This window comes from Streptomyces sp. RLA123 (assembly GCF_056270165.1).
Window position 1 is genome coordinate 6,627,232 of sequence record NZ_JBWDOR010000003.1, and the last position, 19,738, is coordinate 6,646,969.

Below are 19,738 nucleotides of genomic sequence, written 5' to 3' on the forward strand. Positions count from 1 at the left end.
CCGTCCGTAGGATGCGGGCATGTCCCTCCCGCACGCCATCCTCACCGCCCTCCTGGAGAAGCCGTCCTCGGGGCTGGAGCTGGCGCGCCGCTTCGACCGCTCCATCCGCTACTTCTGGTCCGCGACGCACCAGCAGATCTACCGCGAACTCGGGCGGCTGGAGGAGGCCGGCCTGATCCGCGCCCTGCCCGCGGAGCAACCCGCCCGCGGGCAGAAGAAGGAGTACGAGGTGCTGCCCGGCGGCCGGGCGGAACTGGCGGGCTGGGTCGCCGCGGGCGAGGACCCCCGGCCCATCCGCGACCCGCTGCTGCTGCGCATGCGTGCGGCGGCGGTGGTCGGGGGCCGCGGCCTCACCGCGGAACTGCGCAGGCACCTGACGCTGCACGAGGCCCAGTTGGCCGAGTACACGGACATCGAGCGGCGCGACTTCCCGCCCGGTCGCGTGGCCGACGAGGACCGGCTGCGGCATCTCGTGCTGCGCGCCGGCATCGAGCTGGAGTCGTTCTGGACGCAGTGGCTCCGCGAGGCGCTGGCCGAGGTCGGGACCATGGACCCGGCTTGACCCGACCGGGCTGACCGGGCTGACTGGGCTGTCCGGGCCCGGGCGGTCGGCTCGTCGGCCTCGAAGTCACCGGGCTGTTCGGGAAGGCGCTCGCCCGAAGCGCGACCTCGGGCCCGCGCACCCGCCGTCACGTCCGCGGCCTGCCGGGCGGTGTCCCCTCGCCGGATCGCCGGGCGGCGGCCGTGCGGATCGCCTCGTGATCGGGTCCGAGCCTCAGGGCCGGCCCGTGCGGCGTACCGTCAGCAGTGCCGCGTCGTCCCCCAGCCCGCCGCCGGTCCACGCGTGCAGGTCGAGCAGGACCTTGTCGAGCAGCGCTTCCGGGTCCTGCTCGGTGATGTCCGCGACCCGTTCGGCCAGCGGGTGGAAGCGGCCGCGCCGGTCGCGCGCCTCGGAGACACCGTCGGTGTGGAAGAGCAGCAGGTCGCCCCGGCGGTAGGGCACCGACTGCGGTCGGTAGCGGCCGCCGGTGAGCGCCAGGAGCCCGAGCGGCGGCGCGTACCCCTCGGGTGTCACCTCCGACACGGCGCCGTCGTGGCACAGCAGCGGCGGAGGGTGGCCGCAGTTGACCAGGACGGCCGCGTCGGCGGCGGGGGGCGCGGTCAGCAGTACGGCGGTGACGAACTCCTCTCCTCCGCCGCGGCGTACCAGCGCGCCGTCCAGCCGGGCCGCCACCGCGTCGAGGCCGGGCTCCGCGCGGGCGGCGTCCCGAAAGACCCCGAGCACGTCGGCGGCGGTCTTGACGGCCTCCAGGCCCTTGCCGCGTACGTCGCCCAGCAGGACCCGCACGCCGAAGTCGGTCTCCACGACCTTGTACAGATCCCCGCCGATCCGTGCCTCGGCCTCCGCCGCCACGTAGCGCACGGCCACCTGGAGCCCGCCCACCCGGGGCGGCGGCGGGCGCAGCAGCGCTCCCTGGGCGGCCTCGGCGACACCCCGGACCTGGGCCAGCTCCCGTTCCCTGGCCGTGACGAGGACGACGGCTCCGGTGATGGTGAACGTCACGGCCAGGACGGAGACCGCGGAGGTGACGTGCACCAGGGCGGGGACCCCGCTGTTGGCCGCGGCCAGGAGGAAGACCAGGCCGATCGCCAGGACGCCCGCCAGCAGCGGTACGCGGGCCCGGCGGGCCCTGACCCCCGCCGGCACCGGCAGCGCCGCCAGTACCGGCGCGAGGGTCGTCTCCGGGCCGCTGGCGACGTCGAGGCGACGCACGCCGCGATGAGCGCGTAGGAGGCGGCCAGGAACCACCGGGCCCACCGGGGCAGCGGGAGGGGGCGGGGCGCTGGTGGCCGGGGCCGCGTGCCATGGGTGTCAGCCCTCCTGTCACCGCCGCCGGCGGGTGCCGGCGGCGCCTCCTTTCATTTTTGCCGCACCGGGCCGGGAGTGCGGGAATGAGCGGGGGGTGCCCCGCGTTGAGGGGTACATCCGATGGAAATGAAAACCATTGCGATGACAGAAAGGACCCGCTCATGGCCCGCAGCGAGCAGCGCCCGGTGATCAGGCTCCGGTCGACCGCCGGCACCGGCACCACGTACGTGACCCGGAAGAACCGGCGCAACGACCCGGACCGCATGGTCCTCAGCAAGTACGACCCGGCCGTCGGCCGCCACGTGCCGTTCCGCGAGGAGCGCTGAACCGGCGCCGTTCGTAGCCGTCCGTCCCACCGCACCGACTGGAGGAGCGTCATGCAGCACGCGATCCACCCCGCCTACCGCCCGGTCGTCTTCCGCGACCGCGGCGCGGACCAGGCCTTCCTCACCCGGTCCACGCTGACCAGCGACCGGACCGTCGTCTGGGAGGACGGCAACACCTACCCCGTGTTCGACGTGGAGATCTCCTCGGCGAGCCACCCGTTCTACACCGGCAACGCCCGCGTCATGGACACCGCCGGCCGCGTCGAGCGCTTCGAGCGCCGCTACGGACGCGCCGCCGCGCGCGGCTGACGCAGAGGATCGGGGCAAGGAAAGCACGGAGCACGGACGGCCGCCGCGGCACACACCGCGGCGGCCGTCGCCGTGCCCGGGGCACTTTGGGGATTCAGGTCTTGCGGAAGGTGTACGCCTCCTGGGCCGCCGCCACCACGGCCTCCAGGTCCGCACCCGCCGAGGCCGTGACCACCGCGGCCACCGCGCCCTCCACGAAGGGCGCGTCCACCAGGCGGGTGTTCGGCGGCAGCTCGTCCTCGTCCGCCAGCAGGGTCTTGACCGTCAGCACGGCGCTCCCCAGGTCGGCGATGACGGCCACGCCCTCGCCGCGGTCGACAGAGTGCGCCGCCGCGGTGATCTTCTCCGCGTCGGTGCCGAGCCCGCCGTCGGGGGTGCCGCCCGCGGCGGCCACCGGCACCTTCGCACCGCCGCCGTTCAGTCCGGTCGCCATGTGCGCGACCGACTGTGCGACGGTCGCACTGTGTGACACCAGCACCACGCCCACGGTCATTCCGCGTCCTCCCGCGACGTCATGGCCAGCACGCCGAGCAGCAGCGCCGAGGACGTCGCCCCCGGGTCCTGGTGACCCACGCTGCGCTCGCCGAGGTAGCTCGCCCGACCCTTGTGCGCCACCAGAGGCGTGGTGGCGACGGCGCCCTCCTCGGCGGCCATGGCGGCCGCCGACAGCGCCTCGGCCAGGCCTGCGCCCTTGTCGAGCGCGAAGGACAGCGCCTCGACGGCCGGGGCCAGCGCGTCCACCATCGTCTTGTCGCCCGGCGCGGCCCCGCCCAGCGTCGCGACCGCGTCGACCCCGGCCCGCAACGCCTCGGCGAACTGCTCGGGGGTGACGTGCTCGGCGTCCCCGAGCGCCTTGCCGGCCTTGCGCAGGAGGGTGCCGTAGAGCGGACCCGACGCGCCGCCGACCGTGCTGATCAGTTGCCGGCCGACCAGCACCAGGACACCGCCGGGGGTGTCCGGTGGCTCCTTCTCGACGGCCGTGCGCGCCGCGATGAAGCCGCGCCGCATGTTGGCGCCGTGGTCGGCGTCACCGATGGGGGAGTCGAGCTCGGTCAGCCGCTCGGCCTCCCGCTCGATCACCGAGGCCGCTGAGGCGAGCCAGCGGCGTACGAAAGCCGCGTCGATCGCCGCCGGTCCCGTGGACGGTCCCTCGCTCATCTGTCGTGCTCCTCCTGCTTCTCAGGCGCCCCAGCGCAGGCCCGGTGTGCTCACCGGCGCGTCCCACAGGCGCAGCAGCTCGTCGTCCACCTGGCACAGCGTCACCGAGGCGCCCGCCGCGTCCAGCGACGTGACGTAGTTGCCGACCAGCGTGCGGGCCACCGCGACGTTGCGGGCCGCCAGCACCCGGTGCACCTCGGCGTTGAATCCGTACAGCTCCAGCAGCGGCGTCGCGCCCATGCCGTTGACCAGCAGCAGCACCGGCCCGCTCGGGCGCAGGTCGTCCAGGATCGCGTCGACCGCGAACTCCGCGATCTCGCCGGAGGTCATCATCGCCCGCCGCTCCCGGCCGGGTTCCCCGTGGATGCCGATGCCGAGTTCCAGCTCCCCGGCGGGCAGATCGAACGTGGGGCTGCCCTTGGCGGGCGTGCTGACCGCGGTCAGCGCCACTCCGAAGCTCCGGGTCATCTCGTTCACCTGCCGTGCGACGGACTCCACGCGCTCCAGCGGCGCGCCCTCCTCGGCCAGCGCCCCGGCGATCTTCTCCACGAACAGCGTGCCGCCCGTGCCGCGGCGTCCGGCCGTGTAGAGGCTGTCGGTCACCGCCACATCGTCGTTGACCAGCACCTTGGCGACCTGGATGCCCTCGTCCTCGGCCAGTTCCGCGGCCATGTCGAAGTTCAGCACGTCACCCGTGTAGTTCTTCACGATGAACAGTACGCCCGCGCCGCTGTCGACGGCCGCCGCCGCCCGCACCATCTGGTCGGGCACCGGTGAGGTGAAGACCTCCCCGGGACAGGCCCCGTCCAGCATCCCGTGTCCCACGAAGCCCACGTGCAGCGGTTCGTGCCCGGCCCCGCCGCCGGACACCAGGGCGACCTTCCCGGCGACCGGCGCGTCCCTGCGGATGACCACCCTGTTGTCGACGTCGACCGTCAACTCCGGATGCGCGGCGGCCACTCCCCGCAGCGCATCGGCCACCACGGTCTCGGGGACATTGATCAGCATCTTCATGGGGGACCCTCCGTCTGAGGTTGCTCTGACAAGCGTACGAACTTGCCGCACCATGAGCAGGCGTATCGGTGTGCCCGCTGTGGCCCCTTCCGGCTTCCGTGACTCCGGTGCCCGTTCGGCGACAGCCTGCCGGAAGGACCCGGGCCCCCACCCGCCTCGACGGAATCACCTTCCGCAGCCGGGTGATTACTCCCCGTGCGACCGTCGTCGGCCCTCTCGCGAGGCCGGGGCGCGGGCTGCCTGCGGCGCGTGGCAGGCGCCGGGGTAGGCCAGGCCCATGCCGAGGCACAGCAGCAGCGGGACGACCCGATGGCCCACCAGCAGGCGGGCGGTGCGCTTGTGGCGCATGAGGGCAACTTCCCTCGCGGTCGGAGGTAGGTGTTCGCTCACCGGCCGGACGGCCCGGCCGGTGATTGTCCGTTCGCGGTCGATCACTGCGGGGTGGCCGCCCTCTGCGGGGCGGTACCCGTCAGTCCTCGCGCCGTCGGAATGTCCCGGACGGCCTCGGCGCTACGAACTTTTGCTGTGGGATCCGGGTGGAGGACGTTGGGGAACCGTCGCGCGACCTGGACTCGGCGGTGCACCTGGTCGACGCACGGCTCGCCACGGGGGCCGAGCGCGGCCGACGGCGTGGACGAGGGGCGCTGCGCGGCACGTACACCGGGCACGCCCGGGCTCATCCGGCCGGGCGACATCCCGCGGGCCCGGCCACTGGGCGCCGGGCCCGCGGCAGCCGCCGTGGAGGCAACCGCGGCCGAACTGCTGCTCGCCCTGTGCGGAGCGGCAGCCGTCGTCGACCGGCGTCGTCATGCCAGTTGACGACGCACGAGTTCGTGGAGGCGGCCCTCGGGGTTCGCCAAGAGGTCCGCGGGGCGGCCCTGTTCGACGACGCGGCCGTCGGACATGACGACGACGCGGTCGGCGTCCATGACCGTGGTGAGGCGGTGCGCGATGACGACACGGCTGGCGCGCAGGGCGCGGGTGCTCTCGATGACGACGCGCTGGGTCTCGTTGTCGAGCGCGCTGGTGGCCTCGTCGAAGAAGAGGATGCGCGGACGGCGGACGAGGGCCTGGGCGATCATGAGGCGCTGTCGCTGGCCGCCGGAGACGGTGGCGCCGCCCGAGATCATGGTGTGCAGGCCCATCGGCATCCGCTTGATGTCCTCCGCGAGACCGGCCATCGCCGCCGCCTCCCACGCCTCCTCCTGCGTGAAGGTCTCGGCGCCGCAGATGCAGTCCAGGATGGAGCCGGTGAGGGGCTGGGCGTTCTGGAGGACGACGCCGCACTGCCGGCGGACCGCGGCCTGGTCGAGGGCGGCGAGGTCCTGGCCGTCGTACAGCACGCTGCCCGCGACGGGCCGGTCGAAGCCGATGAGCAGGCGCAGCAGGGTGGACTTGCCACAGCCGCTGGGGCCGACGACGGCCACGAACTCGCCGGGCCGCACGTCCAGCGACACGTCGTCCAGGACCAGCGGGCCGTCCTCGGAGTAGCGGAAGGAGAGCTTGCGGGCCTCGATCGCCCCGGACAGCTCGCCGGGCTGGGTGCTGGCGCCGCGCACCTCGGGGGCCTGGTCGAGCACCGGCTTGATGTGCTCGTACATCGGCAGCGCGGCGGCGGCCGACACCAGCGCCCCGGTGAGCTGGGTGACCGCGGTGAGCAGCATCGTCACCGAGGTGCTGAAGGTGAGGAAGCCGCTCGCGGACAGCGAGCCGCGGGCCGGTCCCGCCAGCAGTACGAACAGCAGCAGCGAGCACAGCGGGAGGTAGACGGCGTTGAGCACGCCCGTGAGGTTCTTGATCCGCCCGGTGCGCTGCTGGAGGTCCCGGCTGCGCGCGAACTCGCGGGCCCAGGCCGCGTAGGCGAAGCTCTCGGCGGCCGCGACGCGCAGCTTGGGCAGCCCGCGCAGGGTCTGGAACGCCTGGTTGTTGAGCCTGTTGCCGAGTTCCACCAGCTGCCGTTGCCAGCGCAGTTGCCACAGTCCGAGGCCGAGGAAGACGGCGCCGATCACGATCAGCATGCCGATCGCGACAAGGGCCAGCGGGACGCTGTAGACCAGCAGCAGCACGAGGTTCATCGCGCCGACCGTGCCGGACTGGACGGCGACCGGGCCGACGCCGGCGAGGACGCGGCGGATGGCGCTCACGCCCATCGCGGCGCTCGCCAGTTCGCCGGTGGAGCGCTCGGCGAAGAAGGACGTCGGCAGCCGCAGCAGCCGGTCCCAGATCGCGGGCTGCAAGGTGGCCTCGATGCGGCCCTCCACCCGCAGCAGGGTGAGGTTCTGCAGCAGCATGAAGGCAGCCGAGACCACGCTGCTGACGATGATCGCGCAGGAGACCTGCACGATCAGCCCGGTCTCCGCGCCGGGCACGTAACGGCCGAGCACCTGCCCGGTGGCGATCGGCACCAGCGCGCCGAGCAGCACGGTGATCAGCCCGCTGATGATGAGTGCGCGCAGGTCGGAGCCGGTGCCGCGCATGCTGAAGCGCAGCAACCGCCAAGGGCGCAGTGGCTGTTCTGGCAGCGGCCGGTAGAACATCACCGCCTGCCGGGCGAACTCCGCTGCGTTGCCGGAAGTGACGCGGATGCGGCTGCCACTGGCGGGGTTGACCGCGTCGTAGCCGCCCCGCCGCCACAGCAGCGCGACCGGCATCCCCGACGCGGCCCGCCGGGCGACCAGGGGGCCGGCGTTCTCCCGCCACCAGCGGCCGTCGAGCCGTACCGGGCGGGTGCGGACCCGCGACCCGACCGCGATGCGTTCGACCGGGTCGACGCGGTCGCTGACCGCGCCGCTCGTGGAGGAGGAGGCGAGTGTGATCCCGGCGGCGCGCGCGACCACCCGGCAGACGGCCCAGGTCGCGTCGTCCGAGGCCGCCGGCGCGCGCGACGGCGCCTTCCGGGAACGGGCGATGGACGCCAGAAGCGCCTGGTCGGCCTGCTCGCGGACGGCCTCGCCGGCCCGGATGCCGGCGGCGGTGCGGTCCTCGTGGGCCTGCTCCAGCCGCTCGATCCAGCGGTCCAGCGTCGACAGCAGGCGGTACTGCTGGTTGACCATGCCCTGCCACATCGCGCCGTCGAGCAGCAGGTCGCCCGCGGCGTCGGTGCTGTAGGCGGCGCCGTACTGCACGCTGCCGGGGGCGACGGGCAGCCACAGGATGTCGTCGTCCGCCACGGCCTCGTCCGCGGTGGTGCGGCCGTCCAGCGGGGCCTCGTACAGCACGCGCTGGCTGCGCCCCACGCCGAGCGCGAACGCGTGCTCCAGCAGGCTGAGGGCCTGCTCCTGGGTGTCGTACGCCCAGGCGGCGTCCTGTGCCGGGCGGTGCAGTTCGCGCAGCGTGATGCGGTGCAGGACGCAGGACGGGAGCGGCCGGCCGACGAGCGTGTGCTGCGGGCCCTCGACGGGACCCAGCAGCAGGGTGCCCGCCTCCAGCCGGCCGAGGAAGTGCCAGTGGCCCTGCTGGGCGGCGTCGACGGCGAACAGGTCGAGGGAGCCGGCCACGATCAGCCACAGGACGTGCGGTCCCTCCAGGGACAGGCTGCGCAGCCCCGCGCAGTCCACCGGCACGCCGAGGCCGCCGAGGGCCGCGATCACCGGGTCGCCGGTGGTGTCGGCGGCGTCGGCGGGTTGTACGGGGATCAACTCAGTGCTCCTTGACCAGATGGGCGTAGGCCCCGCTCGCGGCGACGAGGTCCTCGTGCCGCCCGCGCTCCACGACGGAGCCGTGGTCGAGCACCACGATCTCGTCGCTGTCGCGCACCGTGCTGAGCCGGTGCGCGATCACCACGCACGCGCAGCCGCGCCGCCGCAGATTGTCGATGATGAGCTGCTCGGTCGTCGCGTCCAGGGCGCTGGTCACCTCGTCGAGCACCAGGATGCTGGGGCGCCGCACCAGCGCCCGCGCGATCTCCAGCCGCTGCCGCTGCCCGCCGGAGAAGTTGCGGCCGTCCTGCTCGACACGGCTGTGGATGCCGCCGGGACGGCGGGCGATCACATCGTCGTACAGGGCGGCGTCGCGCAGCGCGGTCACCACGTCCTCGTCGGGGATGGACGGGTCCCACAACACCACGTTGTCGCGCACCGTGCCCTCGAAGAGGAAGACGTCCTGGTCGACGAAGGAGACGGAGGCGGCGAGCACGCTGCGGGGGATGTCCTCCAGGCGCTGCCCGTCGATGCGGATCACGCCCTTCCAGGGGCTGTACAGACCCGAGACGAGGCGGGAGACCGTCGACTTGCCACTGCCGGAGCCGCCGACCAGCGCCACCTGCTGCCCGGGGGCGACCGAGAGCGAGAATCCGGTCAGCAGGGGCTTGTCGAGCGGGCTGTAGCCGAAGGTGATGTCCTCCAGCGTCACATGGCCCTTGAGCCGGCGGGTGCCCGCCTCGGCCTCGGGCCGTGAATAGAGCGCGTCCACGGGGAAGTTCTCCACGTCCTTGAGCCGGGCGACGTCCGCGGCGAAGTCCTGGATGCGTCCCGCGACGCCGTTGAGCCGGGTCACGGGCGCGGTGAAACGGGTGACCAGCGCCTGGAAGGCGACGAGCAGGCCGATGGAGATGTGGCCCTCCACCGCCCGCAGACCGCCGATCCACAGGATCAGGGCGCTGTTGAGCGTGGCGAGCGTGGGCGCGACCACCGACAGCCAGGCGCTCGGCACGCCGAGGCGCTGCTGCTCCTCCAGGGTGACCGCGTGCTGACCGGCCCAGCGGCGGAAGTAGCCGTTCTCGCCGCCGGTGGCCTTCATGGTCTCGATGGACTGAAGGCCGGTGTAGGCGGTGTTGGTCAGCCGGGCGTTGTCGGCCCGCAGCTTCTGCGTCCCTGTGGCCCGCAGCCGTACCACCACCCGCATGGCGACGACGTTGAGCAGGGCGATCCCCACGCCGAGTACCGTCAGTTGGGGGTCGTAGCTCCACAGCAGCAGGGCGTACAGGACGACCACGATCCCGTCCACCGCCGCGGAGGCCAGGTCGCGGGCCAGGGTCTCGGCGACGGCGTCGTTGGACTGCAGGCGCTGCACCAGGTCGGCGGGACTGCGCTGGGTGAAGAAGGCGACCGGCAGCCGGAGCAGATGGCGCAGGAAGCGGGCGCTGCCCAGCGTGGAGGAGATGACGCGGCCGCGCAGCAGGTTCGACTGCTGCACCGACGTGAGGGCGGCGGTGAGCGCGATCATGGTGGCCATCGCGGCGAACAGCACGCCCAGCAGCGAGGTCTGCTCGCCGATCAGGAACAGGTCGATGTAGGTGCGGCTGAGCGCGGGCAGCGCGGCGCCGACCCCGACGAGCAGCAGGCTGGCCAGCAGCGCCGTCAGCAGGGTGCCGCCGGTGCCGCGCAGGCGGGTGGGCAGCGCGGCCAGCACGCCGGGTCTGCGTCCGCCGCGCTGGAAGTCCAGTCCGGGCTCGAAGGTGAGGACGACGCCGGTGAAGCTGGTGTCGAAGTCCTCCAGGGGCACGAAACGGCGGCCCTTGCCTGGGTCGTTGACGTGCACGCCGCGCCGGCCGAGGCGGCGGCCCATGCCGTCGTGGACGACGTAGTGGTTGAACTCCCAGAACAGGATGGCCGGGGCGCGTACCCCGGTCAGCGCCGCCGTCTCCATCTGCATGCCCTTGGCGCGGAGTCCGTATCCGCGGGCGGCCTTGAGCAGGTTGCTGGCCCGGGAGCCGTCGCGGGAGACGCCGCAGGCGATCCGCAGCTCCTCCAGCGGGACGTGCCGGCCGTAGTGGGCCAGCACCATGGCGAGGGAGGCGGCGCCGCACTCCACCGCCTCCATCTGGAGCACGGTGGGCGTGCGCACCGACGGGTACCGGCGCGGCTTGCGCGGCTTGGGCCGGGGGCGGGTGTCCCCCCGCCGGTGGCCGACCTGGGGCGGGGGAGCGGTCGCGGTCACGGGAGCAGCCAATCGAGGGGGCGCTGGGCGGCGAGGTGAACGGCGCCGCCGGCCAGGGTCATGGAGTCGAGCGCGTACGGCGGGCCGTCGGAGGAGGACCACGCGTAGCCGGACTCGGTGCGGCGCGTGGTGTCCAGCCGCACCTGGACCGCGACCGGGCGCCCGCCGCGCGCGAAGGCCTGTGCGAGCTGGCTGTCACCGAGGTAGGCGGAGATCTGCCGGCCGGTCTGCACCGTCCGGCCGACGGCCCGCACGTGGCCGCGCAGTACCCCGTAGCGCTGCTGGGAGACGGATTCGACGGTCAGGTCGACGGCGGCGCCGACCGGCACGGAGGAGGCGCTGCCGGCGGGCACGTACAACGTGGCCGTCAGCGGGTCGTCGGCATGGGCGACGCGCTCCACGGCCGCGACGTCCGTACCCACGGTGACGACCGTGCCGATGGTGGCCGCCAGTGCGGTCACGCGGCCCGCGGCCACGGTACGGATCAGGATGTCGCCGTCCGGGGTGCGCACCTTCAGCAGGGGCGCGTCGGCGGCCAGCCGCCCGCCTTCCTCGGCGAACACGCGGGTGACCTGTCCGGCCACCGGACTCTGCAGTACATAACTGCCCTGGCCGTGCGTGAGAATTCCGGGGGCGTCCATTTTCGATGCGACGGAACCGGTGACCGCCCAAAATGCGGCGGCGGCCGCCACGACAATCGTGACGGACATCACGAGCACGCCTCGTGGTTTTGCGAAACGCACCGGGAGATCGAGATCCTCGGGCGATTGCAGCTTGGTGAGGGCTTTTTGTCGGAACTGCACGGGACTCTTCCCTCAGCCGCATTCCTCGGTATCGGGCGCTATCGAGGACTATCTGGACACGGAGTGCGGGCACGGCCGTGGGCCCCGGAAGGGAGGTTGCCGGGGCCCACGGTTGCGGTGCCGTCTCAGAGACCGGAGACGAGGCCGGTGGCCAGGCCGGTGACCGCTCCGGTGTTGAGGCCCGTGAGGCCCTCGACCGTGCCGACCACGCCGGCGACGGTGCCCGAGACCGGGGCGACGGAGTCGACGGTGCCGGTCGCGTTGCTGACCAGGCCGCCCACCAGGCCGCCGGAGACGTTGTCGAGGTCGGCGTCGGAAATCTCGGCGGTCTCGACCTGCGGGGTGAAGTTCATGATGGTGCTTCCCTTCGTGCTGGCAGATATTGAGTGGCGAATCAGGGAGGACCTCCCGCCACCGCTGAGGATCCAAGCACGGGGCCGCGTGGCCCAGCGAATTGACGGTGCGCGTGTTCGAATGTGGTTCGGATTCTCGACTTCACGTGTGGTCCCGAATTCCCACGGCTTGGTGTCAAATCCTTCACGCGGAGGTGGGGGCCCGCCGCTGGCGGAACCGGGCACTCCGGATCAAAGGTCGCGTGTGGGAGGGGGGACCGGACGGCCGGTCGGGCGCGATATGTCCTCGGCGTGTGCGGTGTGCAGATTTACCGGAGGTAATGCGCCGGGGGGTAGCGTGACACCCGGTGATCGACTCGGCCCGGGAGGTCAGGCATGCCCCACAGCGCACCGGTGGACGGATTCCGGCTCGCCTACGACCGCTGGGGTGCGGGCGCGCCGGTCGTGCTCCTGCACGGGTGGCCGGGCGACCGCAGCGACTACCACGATCTGGTCCCCCTGCTGGTGGGCTCCTGCGATGTGATCGTCCCCGACCTGCGGGGTTTCGGCGGCTCGGACAAGCACGCCGCCGAGCCCGCGGAGCAGTACGGCACGGCCGCCCAGGCGCGCAGCGTCCTCGGACTGGTCCGCGAACTCGGGCTGGAGCGGCCGGTGCTGGCCGGCTACGACATCGGCAGCCGCGTCGCGCAGACCGTGGCTCGCGACCATCCCGACGAGGTGCGCGCGCTCGTCGTCGCCCCGCCGCTGCCGGGCACCGGGCGGCGCATCCTCGACCCGGGCGCGCAGCGGGAGTTCTGGTACCAGTGGTTCCACCGGCTGCCGCTCTCGGAGGAGCTGATCGACGGGGACCCGGTGGCGGTGCGCACCTACCTGCGGCACTTCTGGACGCACTGGTCCGGGCCGTCCTTCGCACCCGACGAGGGGCGGCTGCACCGGCTGGTCGGCTCCTACGGTCCGCCGGGCTCCTTCGCCGCGTCCCTCGCCTGGTACCGGGCGGGCGCGGGACCGGTGGCGAACGCGCTCGCGGAGGCAGCGCCTCCGGCAGGCGAGCGGATCGCCGTGCCGACCACGGTGCTCTGGCCCGAGTTCGACCCGCTCTTCCCCCGCGAGTGGTCCGACCGGCTGGAGGAGTTCTTCGCCGACGTCACTCTCGAACTCGTCGACGGGGTGGGCCACTTCGCGCCGGTGGAGTATCCGGGGCCCCTCGCGGCGGCCATCCGCCGGGCGGTGGAGGGGGAGTCCTAGCCGATCTCCACCCTCGCTTCCACCTCTGGGTCCAGGTGCCGCGGGCCCTGCCGCAGCACGCTTGGGGGCATGACAGCAACCGAGTGGATCACCGACATCGCTCTCATCCTCGTTGTCTTCCGGCAACTGCGGGAAGACCGTCTGCGCCCCCTGTCGTACCTCCTTCCGCTCGGGATCGTGGCCTACGTGGCCCACACGTATCTCGACTCGATCCCCACCGCGGGCAACGACCTGGTCCTGATCGGCGCCCTGATGGGCGTGGGCGCCGCGCTGGGTGTCGCCGGCGGCGTGTACACCCGGGTCCGGGCCTCCGGTGAGCACATCCTGGTCAAGGCCGGCGCGGTCGCGGCGGTCCTGTGGGTGTTCGGCATGGGCGCGCGGATGGGCTTCCAGATGTGGGTGGAGCACGGCGGCGGCGCTGACGACGTCGCCCGGTTCAGCATGGCCCACCACATCACCAGCAGTCAGGCATGGGTCGCGGCCTTCGTCCTCATGGCACTCACCGAGGTGGTGACTCGGCTGGCCACGATCTTCGTCCGGAGCCGGATGGTGAGCCGCATCCGGCAGACCGTGCCGGTCACGCCCGCGCTCGACCACGTCGTGTGACGGCGAGCTCATCCGGAACGCCGGTGGGCTATGGTCGGGCCATGCCCGCAGCCACGCCCCCGCCGCCGGGGCCGGCCCCGTCCTCGGGGGGCGGCTCGCGGCCGGTTCCCGGGCGGGACCCTCGGGTGCAATGGGTCATCCCGGCCGCGGTCGTCGTCGCGGGAGCGCTGACCATCCGGCCCATGGGCTTCGGCGGCCGCGGTCTGGTGGTGCTCGCCCTCTTCGTGGTCAACTGCGCGGCGCTGCTGATCCGGATCGTGCCCGAGACGAGGATGCCCCGGCGGGCCGTCCTGCCCTGGTTCACGCTCGGCGTCGTCGCGGCGGCCGCACTGATCGGTGCCGGTGACGGCGGAACGACCTACCTCTTCGCCTTCTTCATCAGCGGTCACCTCGGATACCGGCTGGAGACCAAGTGGGCTCTGGGCCTCGCGCTCGTCTGCAGTCTGCTGTGCGGCGGTGTCCTGTACTACCGCGTCGGGCAGGGCCATGACGTACTGCCCTGGGCCGTCGGGCTCGCCACAGGCGCCCCGGTTCTGGCGGGGATACTCAACCGCAGCCACCACCAGGCCGTGCGGTCCGCGCTCTCGGCGGCCGAGTTCGCGGAACGCGCCGCCAGGGCCGAGGCGCAGGCCGCCGTGCTGACCGAGCGCAGCCGGATCGCCCGGGACGTGCACGACGTGCTGGCGCACTCGCTGGCGGGCATCAACATGCAGCTGGAACTGGCCGACGCGCTGCTCGACACCGGGGATCTGAACAAGGTCCGCGCGGCCACGGCCAAGGCGCACAGCATGGTCAAGGACAGCCTGCAGCAGGCGCAGTGGACCGTGCACGCGCTGCGCGAGGACGCCCTGCCGCTGGTCGGGAGCCTGACCGCGATGCTCGAATCGTCCGGCCGGCGCGACGCCCTCCGCATCACCGGCACCGTCCGGGAGGTACCGGCCCCGGTGGCGCAGAATCTGCTGCGGATCGCCCAGGAGGCCCTCACCAACGCCGCCCGGCACGCTCCCGGCGGCGAGGTCCGTGTGGAGCTGACGTTCGCTGCGTCCGCGACCGCGCTGAGCATCCGCAATCGTCCCGCGACCCGTACGGTGACCCCGGGTCCCGGGAGCGGGATGGGACTGATCGGGATGCGGGAACGCGTCGCCCTGCTGGGCGGAACCATCACCGCGGGCCCGATCACCGAGGGACCGGACCAGGGCGGCTGGCAGGTGGAGGCAGTGATCCCCGATGAGTGAGCAGACCGGTAACCGCAGGCCGTTGAGAGTGGTCGTCGCCGACGACCAGGCCGCCGTCCGCGAGCCGCTCGCGGCCGTGCTCGCCCTGTCCGAGGACATCGACGTCGTCGCGGCCGCGGCGAACGGGGCCGAGGTGCTGACCGCTGTCGCCGCAGGGCCGGTCGACGTGGTGCTGATGGACCTGCGCATGCCCGTGATGGACGGGACCGAGACGACCCGCCGGCTCACCGAGGAGTACCCGCAGGTGGCCGTGGTCGTGCTGACCACCCTCGCCGACGACGACTCGATCCTGGCCGCGCTGAGCGCCGGGGCCCGGGGCTATCTGACCAAGAACGCCGGGCGGCAGGACATCGTCCGCGCGATCGGGGCGGCCGCCGCCGGGCAGTCCGTGCTCGACCGCGAGGTCCAGAACCGGCTGCTCGCCACGGCGCGGACCAAGCCGCCGGAGTCGGCGCAGCCGCTGCCCGGGGACATCACACCCCGTGAGCGCGAGGTACTCACCCTCATCGGTCAGGGCCTGCCGAACCGGGCCATCGCGGAGCAGCTGTTCATCAGCGAGGCCACGGTCAAGACCCACATCAACAACCTCTTCGCCAAGGCGGGGATCCGGGACCGGGCCGACGCCGTGCGCCGCGCCATCTCGGCGGGCCTGGCCTGACCTCAGCGGCTCCGGTGCCTCAGCGCTCCAGCGCTCCAGCGTCACGGCCGAGCAGACGCGATGCCCGGGACGGCCCAACGGAGCGGATGCCCGGCGTCCACGTCGGCCCGTCCACCTCGGCAACCCGGCCGTCCCGGGCATCGCCGACCTGGACCGCCCCGACCACGGCGACCCCGTGAGTGCCGAGCCCGGCGACGTGCCCGTCCTCTGAGCCTGCGGCGTCACGCCGCAGGCCGCGTCGATGGTCTCGCGCCCGCCGTTCGCCATCACCCACGCGCCGGGGTACATGTTCATCACCGATGTACGGGACATCGACCAGCGGGTCGCGTGAGACGGCGCCCGCACCGTTGCGAGGAGAACGGCACCACCCATGACATCCACCGTGATCGACCTCAACGCGGACCTCGGCGAGGGCTTCGGACGCTGGTCCCTGACCGACGACGAGGCCCTGCTCTCCGTGGTGACCAGCGCCAACGTCGCCTGCGGATTCCACGCGGGCGACCCGTCCATCATGCGCCGCGTGTGCGACCGCGCCGCGGCCGCCGGTGTCCGGATCGGCGCCCAGGTCTCCTACCGGGACCTCGCCGGATTCGGGCGCCGGGCGATGGAGGTGCCGCCGGAGGAACTGGCCGACGAGATCAGCTACCAGATCGGCGCGCTGGAGGTGTTCGCGCGCGCCGCGGGCACGGGCGTCGCGTACGTCAAACCGCACGGCGCGCTCTACAACCGCGTGGTCGCCGACGCCGGGCAGGCCCTCGCGGTCGCCCGGGGCACCCGGCTCGCCGCCCCCGCGCTCCCCGTGCTGTGCCTTCCGGGGTCCGCCCTGCATCAGGCGGCGGCGGAACTCGGGCTGCCCACGGTCGCGGAGGCCTTCGCCGACCGCGCCTATACGGCGGAGGGCACCCTCGTACCGCGCCGCACGCCCGGCGCGGTCCTCACCGACCCCGCGCACGTCGTCCGGCAGGCCGTCGCCCTGGCCCGCGACGGCCAGGTCACGGCGATCACCGGCGAGACCGTCACGGTCCGCGCCCGGTCCCTGTGCCTGCACGGGGACACCCCCGGGGCCGTCGGACTCGCCCGCCAGGTCCGCGCCGCACTCGGCGAGGCCGGCCTCGGGCTGGAGGCCTTCGCATGAGGCTCCTCCCGGTCGGCGAGGACGCGCTCCTGCTCGACCTCGACTCCTCCGAGCAGGCCCAGGCCTGGCACGCCGAACTCCTGCGCCGCCGCGGCGAGGGCGCCCTCGCGCCCGTCCGCGAGATCGTGCCGGGGGACCGCACCGTACTGCTGGCCGGCGTCCCCGATCTCCCCGCCGTGCGCGCCGCGTTGCGGGACTGGTCGGTGCCGCCCCTGCCGGCGGACAGCGGCCCCCTGGTGGACGTCCCCGTCCGGTACGACGGCGCGGACCTCGGCGTGGTCGCCGAGGCGTGGGGGGTGTCGCGGGACGAGGTCGTGCGCCTGCACGCGGCCACCGAACACCGCGTCGCCTTCTGCGGGTTCGCGCCCGGCTTCGCCTACATGACGGGCATGGACGAGCGCCGTGTCGTCCCCCGGCGCGCCGAGCCCCGTACCGCCGTCCCCGCCGGTTCCGTCGCGCTCGCGGGCCACTACACCGGCATCTACCCGCGGGCCTCACCCGGCGGCTGGCAGGTGATCGGCACGACGGACGTCCGGCTGTGGGACCTCGGCCGGGAGCCTGCGGCCCTGCTCGTACCGGGGACGCGGGTGCGTTTCACGCCGGTACGGGACGAGGAGGGGCACGCGTGAGCCACGGCACCCTCCTCGTCGTGCGCGCCGGGGCCCTCACCACCGTGCAGGACCTGGGGCGGTACGGGCACGCCGCGCTCGGCGTCGCCCGCTCCGGGGCCCTGGACGCGCCCGCGCACCGGCTGGCCAACCGGCTGGCCGGCAACCCCGCCGGAGCGGCCACCCTGGAGACCACCCTCACCGGGGTCGCCGTCCGGGCCGGCCGCGCCCTCACGGCCGTGGTCACCGGGGCCCCCGCGGCCGTCCGCGTGGACGGCCGCCCGGCGGCGTGGGCCGAGCCGGTGCTCGTCCCGGCGGGCGCGGTGCTGGACATCGGCCCCGCCGCGAGCGGCGTGCGCAGCTACCTCGCCGTCGCCGGGGGTGTCGCCGTGCCCGAGGTGCTGGGCAGCCGCTCCGCCGACCTGCTGTCCGGACTCGGCCCCGCGCCGCTCGAGGACGGCGACGTACTGCCGCTCGGCGAGCCGGCCGGGCCGCCCGTCCACACCGATCTGCCGCCCTGGCAGGGCCCGCCGGGGGAGCTGGTGCTGCCGGTCCTCCTCGGCCCGCGCGACGACTGGTTCACCCCCGCCGCGCTGCGCACGCTCACCGCGGGCCACTACGCCGTCTCCCCGCGGAGCAACCGCATCGCGCTGCGGATGACCGGTCCCGCGCTGGAGCGGGCCGTCGAGCGCGAACTGCCCAGTGAGGGCATGGTCGTCGGCGCGGTCCAGGTGCCCCCGGACGGCAAACCGGTGCTCTTCCTCGCCGACTCCCCGACCACCGGGGGCTATCCCGTGATCGGCGTCGTCCCCGGACGTCACCTGGCCGCCGCGGCCCAGGCCGCACCCGGTCTGCCCGTGCGGTTCACCCTCGTACGCTGACTGAGGGGACGGCGAGGGACCGCCGTACGCCGAAGGCCCAGGAGGGGGACAGACTCCCGCCTCCTGGGCCCCGGCGTCCGCGGGAGGGCGCTCAGCCGGCGCGGTTCACGCGGTTCACGCGGAGTAGAGCGTCCCGAGGTTGTCGTGGAGCTGGTGGGCCGGGGGCGGTGCGGCGTAGGTGCCGGTCATGACCTCGACGCAGCAGCCCGTAGCGGCCAACTCGCCGTGGCCCGGAGTGTGGTGGACGATCGGGCGAACAGCGGGAGGTGCTCGGCGTAGGCGCCGGCGATGCCGTTGATGGCGCTGAGCTCGCCGACCCCGTACGTGGTGCAGACCGCTCCGACGCCGTGGATCCGGGCGTACCCGTCGGCGCTGTAGGCGGCGTCGAGCTCGTCGCGGCTGCCGATCCGCCGGATGTCCGGATGCTGGGCGATGGCGTCGTTGACCGGGAACGCGTAGTCGCCGGGGACGTGCTCGATCACCGTGCTGGGCATGGGGAGGTCTCTTTCCTTCTTGCGCCGCATCCCCCGGGAGCGGCGCGGGTCAGGTGGTGCGAAGGCACCGCGAGCAGCCGGACAAGCGGTACGTCACGGAGAGCCGATCCCTCGTGACGCAAAGGACAAACCCCGCTCGGGGCGACGGCGCGCGCGGTCCGGTGCGGGAGCGCACCGATCGCACGGCGCGGTCCTATGCTGGGGCCCATCCGGAAGGGGGAGAGCGCCATGCGCGACACGGACCCCGGGCTCTTCGGGCCCGCATCGGTCACCTGGCAGATGCACGGGGACCCCATGATGTGGGTCGCCGGAGTCAGGGCGTTGTATCTCCAGGCCCTGCACCCCCGGGCCGTACGGGGGGTCACGCAGAACTCGGACTTCCGCGAGGACGCCTGGGGCCGGCTGCTGCGGACGGCGGACTTCGTCGGCACCATCACCTACGGGACGACCCTGCAGGCCGAGCGGGCCGGCGCGCGTGTGCGCGGCATCCACCGCAGGCTCAGCGCGCGGGACCCGGACAGCGGCGCCCGGTTCGGGGTCGACGAGCCGGCACTGCTGCTGTGGGTGCACTGCGCGGAGATCGACTCCTATCTGTCCGTCGCCCGCGGCTCCGGCTACCAGCTGAGCGACGCACAGGCCGACGCCTACGTCGATGAACAGCGCGAGGCGGCACGCCTGGTGGGCCTGGACCCGGCGGGCGTCCCGGCCGACACCGCGGAGCTGTCGGCGTACTTCGAGAAGATCCGGCCCGAACTGGCCCTCACACCCGAGGCCCTGGAGGTGTACGCCTTCCTGCGCAGACCTCCCGTCCCGACGGCGCTGCTGCCGGTGCGCGAGGCCCTGTGGGGGCAGGCGGCCGCCCTGGCGTACGCCGCGCTGCCGCCCTTCGCCCACGAGCTGTACGGACGGCCCGCGCCGTCGGTGCCCGTGACGCTGCGGCGGCTGCGCGCCACGGGGCACCTGCTGCGGGCGGTCCCGTCGTATCTGCGCTGGCAGTTGCCGCCCGGCCACATCCTGAAGGCGGTGGGCCGGCTGGGCCCCGGGACGCATCCGTCGGCGTACCGGCTGCGTGAGCGGGCGCGCGCCGGGATCTGACCGGGCCCGCCGTCGATACGCCCGTCGTCGATATGCCCATCGGCTGCCCGCGCGGCCATACTGGGGGAGGG

The 19,738-nt window shown here is 73.5% G+C and carries 21 protein-coding genes and 1 pseudogene; 12 read left to right on the forward strand and 10 right to left on the reverse strand.

Annotation, left to right across the window (positions count from 1 at the left end; translation table 11 throughout):
• The first annotated feature begins 19 nt into the window (after window positions 1-19).
• The gene (locus RV983_RS30325; RefSeq protein WP_475988887.1) at window positions 20-562 is read left to right on the forward strand and encodes a PadR family transcriptional regulator; all 543 of its coding nucleotides are present in this window, start codon (window positions 20-22) and stop codon (window positions 560-562) included.
• 213 nt (window positions 563-775) lie between these two features.
• Here RV983_RS30325 and RV983_RS30330 read toward each other — a convergent pair whose 3' ends face one another.
• Entirely contained in the window at window positions 776-1,774 is a 999-nt protein-coding gene (locus RV983_RS30330) for a PP2C family protein-serine/threonine phosphatase (RefSeq protein WP_475988888.1), read from the reverse strand.
• A 257-nt stretch (window positions 1,775-2,031) separates the two neighbouring features.
• Here RV983_RS30330 and rpmG point away from each other — a divergent pair, with 257 nt between their 5' ends.
• Both rpmG and RV983_RS30340 read left to right on the forward strand, forming a co-directional pair.
• Entirely contained in the window at window positions 2,032-2,196 is a 165-nt protein-coding gene (gene rpmG, locus RV983_RS30335; protein WP_319664230.1) for a 50S ribosomal protein L33, read from the forward strand.
• 51 nt (window positions 2,197-2,247) lie between these two features.
• Window positions 2,248-2,505: a type B 50S ribosomal protein L31 gene (locus RV983_RS30340; RefSeq protein WP_475988889.1), complete on the forward strand. Its 258-nt coding sequence runs from the start codon at window positions 2,248-2,250 to the stop codon at window positions 2,503-2,505.
• A gap of 94 nt (window positions 2,506-2,599) precedes the next feature.
• Here the strand turns inward: RV983_RS30340 and dhaM are convergent, their stop codons facing one another.
• The 8 genes from dhaM to RV983_RS30380 all read right to left on the reverse strand — a co-directional run bounded on the left by dhaM (window position 2,600) and on the right by RV983_RS30380 (window position 11,710).
• Window positions 2,600-2,998, reverse strand: coding sequence for a dihydroxyacetone kinase phosphoryl donor subunit DhaM (gene dhaM / locus RV983_RS30345; protein WP_475988890.1), 399 nt, complete (start codon window positions 2,996-2,998; stop codon window positions 2,600-2,602).
• Window positions 2,995-3,663: a dihydroxyacetone kinase subunit DhaL gene (dhaL, locus tag RV983_RS30350; protein WP_475988891.1), complete on the reverse strand. Its 669-nt coding sequence runs from the start codon at window positions 3,661-3,663 to the stop codon at window positions 2,995-2,997. Before dhaL ends, dhaM begins: the two co-directional genes overlap by 4 nt.
• Before the next feature lie 21 nt (window positions 3,664-3,684).
• Complete coding sequence (gene dhaK / locus RV983_RS30355; protein ID WP_475988892.1) at window positions 3,685-4,677, reverse strand: dihydroxyacetone kinase subunit DhaK; 993 nt, start codon at window positions 4,675-4,677, stop codon at window positions 3,685-3,687.
• A 186-nt stretch (window positions 4,678-4,863) separates the two neighbouring features.
• Window positions 4,864-5,025 (reverse strand): hypothetical protein, encoded by a 162-nt coding sequence (locus RV983_RS30360; RefSeq protein ID WP_475988893.1) that lies wholly within the window; start codon window positions 5,023-5,025, stop codon window positions 4,864-4,866.
• Between the two features lie 458 nt (window positions 5,026-5,483).
• Window positions 5,484-8,315, reverse strand: coding sequence for an NHLP bacteriocin export ABC transporter permease/ATPase subunit (locus RV983_RS30365; protein ID WP_475988894.1), 2,832 nt, complete (start codon window positions 8,313-8,315; stop codon window positions 5,484-5,486).
• Between the two features lies 1 nt (window position 8,316).
• Window positions 8,317-10,446 carry an NHLP family bacteriocin export ABC transporter peptidase/permease/ATPase subunit gene (locus tag RV983_RS30370; RefSeq protein ID WP_475990508.1) on the reverse strand — a complete coding sequence of 710 codons (2,130 nt, stop codon included), beginning with the start codon at window positions 10,444-10,446 and terminating at the stop codon, window positions 8,317-8,319.
• 104 nt (window positions 10,447-10,550) lie between these two features.
• Window positions 10,551-11,357 carry a hypothetical protein gene (locus RV983_RS30375; protein ID WP_475988895.1) on the reverse strand — a complete coding sequence of 269 codons (807 nt, stop codon included), beginning with the start codon at window positions 11,355-11,357 and terminating at the stop codon, window positions 10,551-10,553.
• Between the two features lie 125 nt (window positions 11,358-11,482).
• A complete protein-coding gene (locus tag RV983_RS30380; protein WP_475988896.1) occupies window positions 11,483-11,710 on the reverse strand; it encodes a type A2 lantipeptide in 228 nt (75 codons plus the stop codon).
• Window positions 11,711-12,085: 375 nt separating this feature from the next.
• Between RV983_RS30380 and RV983_RS30385 the strand changes: the two genes are divergently transcribed.
• From RV983_RS30385 to RV983_RS30420, 8 genes and pseudogenes are all read left to right on the forward strand, one after another.
• Complete coding sequence (locus RV983_RS30385; RefSeq protein WP_475988897.1) at window positions 12,086-12,955, forward strand: alpha/beta fold hydrolase; 870 nt, start codon at window positions 12,086-12,088, stop codon at window positions 12,953-12,955.
• Window positions 12,956-13,024: 69 nt separating this feature from the next.
• Window positions 13,025-13,561 carry a hypothetical protein gene (locus RV983_RS30390; RefSeq protein WP_475988898.1) on the forward strand — a complete coding sequence of 179 codons (537 nt, stop codon included), beginning with the start codon at window positions 13,025-13,027 and terminating at the stop codon, window positions 13,559-13,561.
• Window positions 13,562-13,686: 125 nt separating this feature from the next.
• Entirely contained in the window at window positions 13,687-14,796 is a 1,110-nt protein-coding gene (locus RV983_RS30395) for a sensor histidine kinase (protein WP_475988899.1), read from the forward strand.
• On the forward strand, window positions 14,789-15,454 hold the full coding sequence (locus RV983_RS30400; RefSeq protein ID WP_475988900.1) for a response regulator: 666 nt from the start codon (window positions 14,789-14,791) through the stop codon (window positions 15,452-15,454). The genes RV983_RS30395 and RV983_RS30400 overlap by 8 nt, the downstream gene beginning before the upstream one ends.
• A 148-nt stretch (window positions 15,455-15,602) precedes the next feature.
• Window positions 15,603-15,695, forward strand: a pseudogene (locus tag RV983_RS30405) (D-glutamate cyclase family protein); the annotation flags it as partial.
• 129 nt (window positions 15,696-15,824) lie between these two features.
• Window positions 15,825-16,589, forward strand: a complete 765-nt coding sequence (locus tag RV983_RS30410) for a LamB/YcsF family protein (protein WP_475988901.1) — start codon at window positions 15,825-15,827, stop codon at window positions 16,587-16,589.
• Window positions 16,586-17,218 (forward strand): 5-oxoprolinase subunit B family protein, encoded by a 633-nt coding sequence (locus RV983_RS30415; protein ID WP_475988902.1) that lies wholly within the window; start codon window positions 16,586-16,588, stop codon window positions 17,216-17,218. Before RV983_RS30410 ends, RV983_RS30415 begins: the two co-directional genes overlap by 4 nt.
• Window positions 17,215-18,078 (forward strand): 5-oxoprolinase subunit C family protein, encoded by an 864-nt coding sequence (locus RV983_RS30420; RefSeq protein WP_475988903.1) that lies wholly within the window; start codon window positions 17,215-17,217, stop codon window positions 18,076-18,078. The genes RV983_RS30415 and RV983_RS30420 overlap by 4 nt, the downstream gene beginning before the upstream one ends.
• Before the next feature lie 185 nt (window positions 18,079-18,263).
• Here RV983_RS30420 and RV983_RS30425 read toward each other — a convergent pair whose 3' ends face one another.
• Complete coding sequence (locus RV983_RS30425) at window positions 18,264-18,572, reverse strand: thiamine pyrophosphate-binding protein (RefSeq protein ID WP_475988904.1); 309 nt, start codon at window positions 18,570-18,572, stop codon at window positions 18,264-18,266.
• A gap of 228 nt (window positions 18,573-18,800) precedes the next feature.
• On the opposite strand from RV983_RS30425, the gene RV983_RS30430 reads away from it, so the two are divergent.
• Entirely contained in the window at window positions 18,801-19,667 is an 867-nt protein-coding gene (locus RV983_RS30430) for an oxygenase MpaB family protein (RefSeq protein WP_475988905.1), read from the forward strand.
• The last annotated feature ends 71 nt before the right edge of the window (window positions 19,668-19,738 follow it).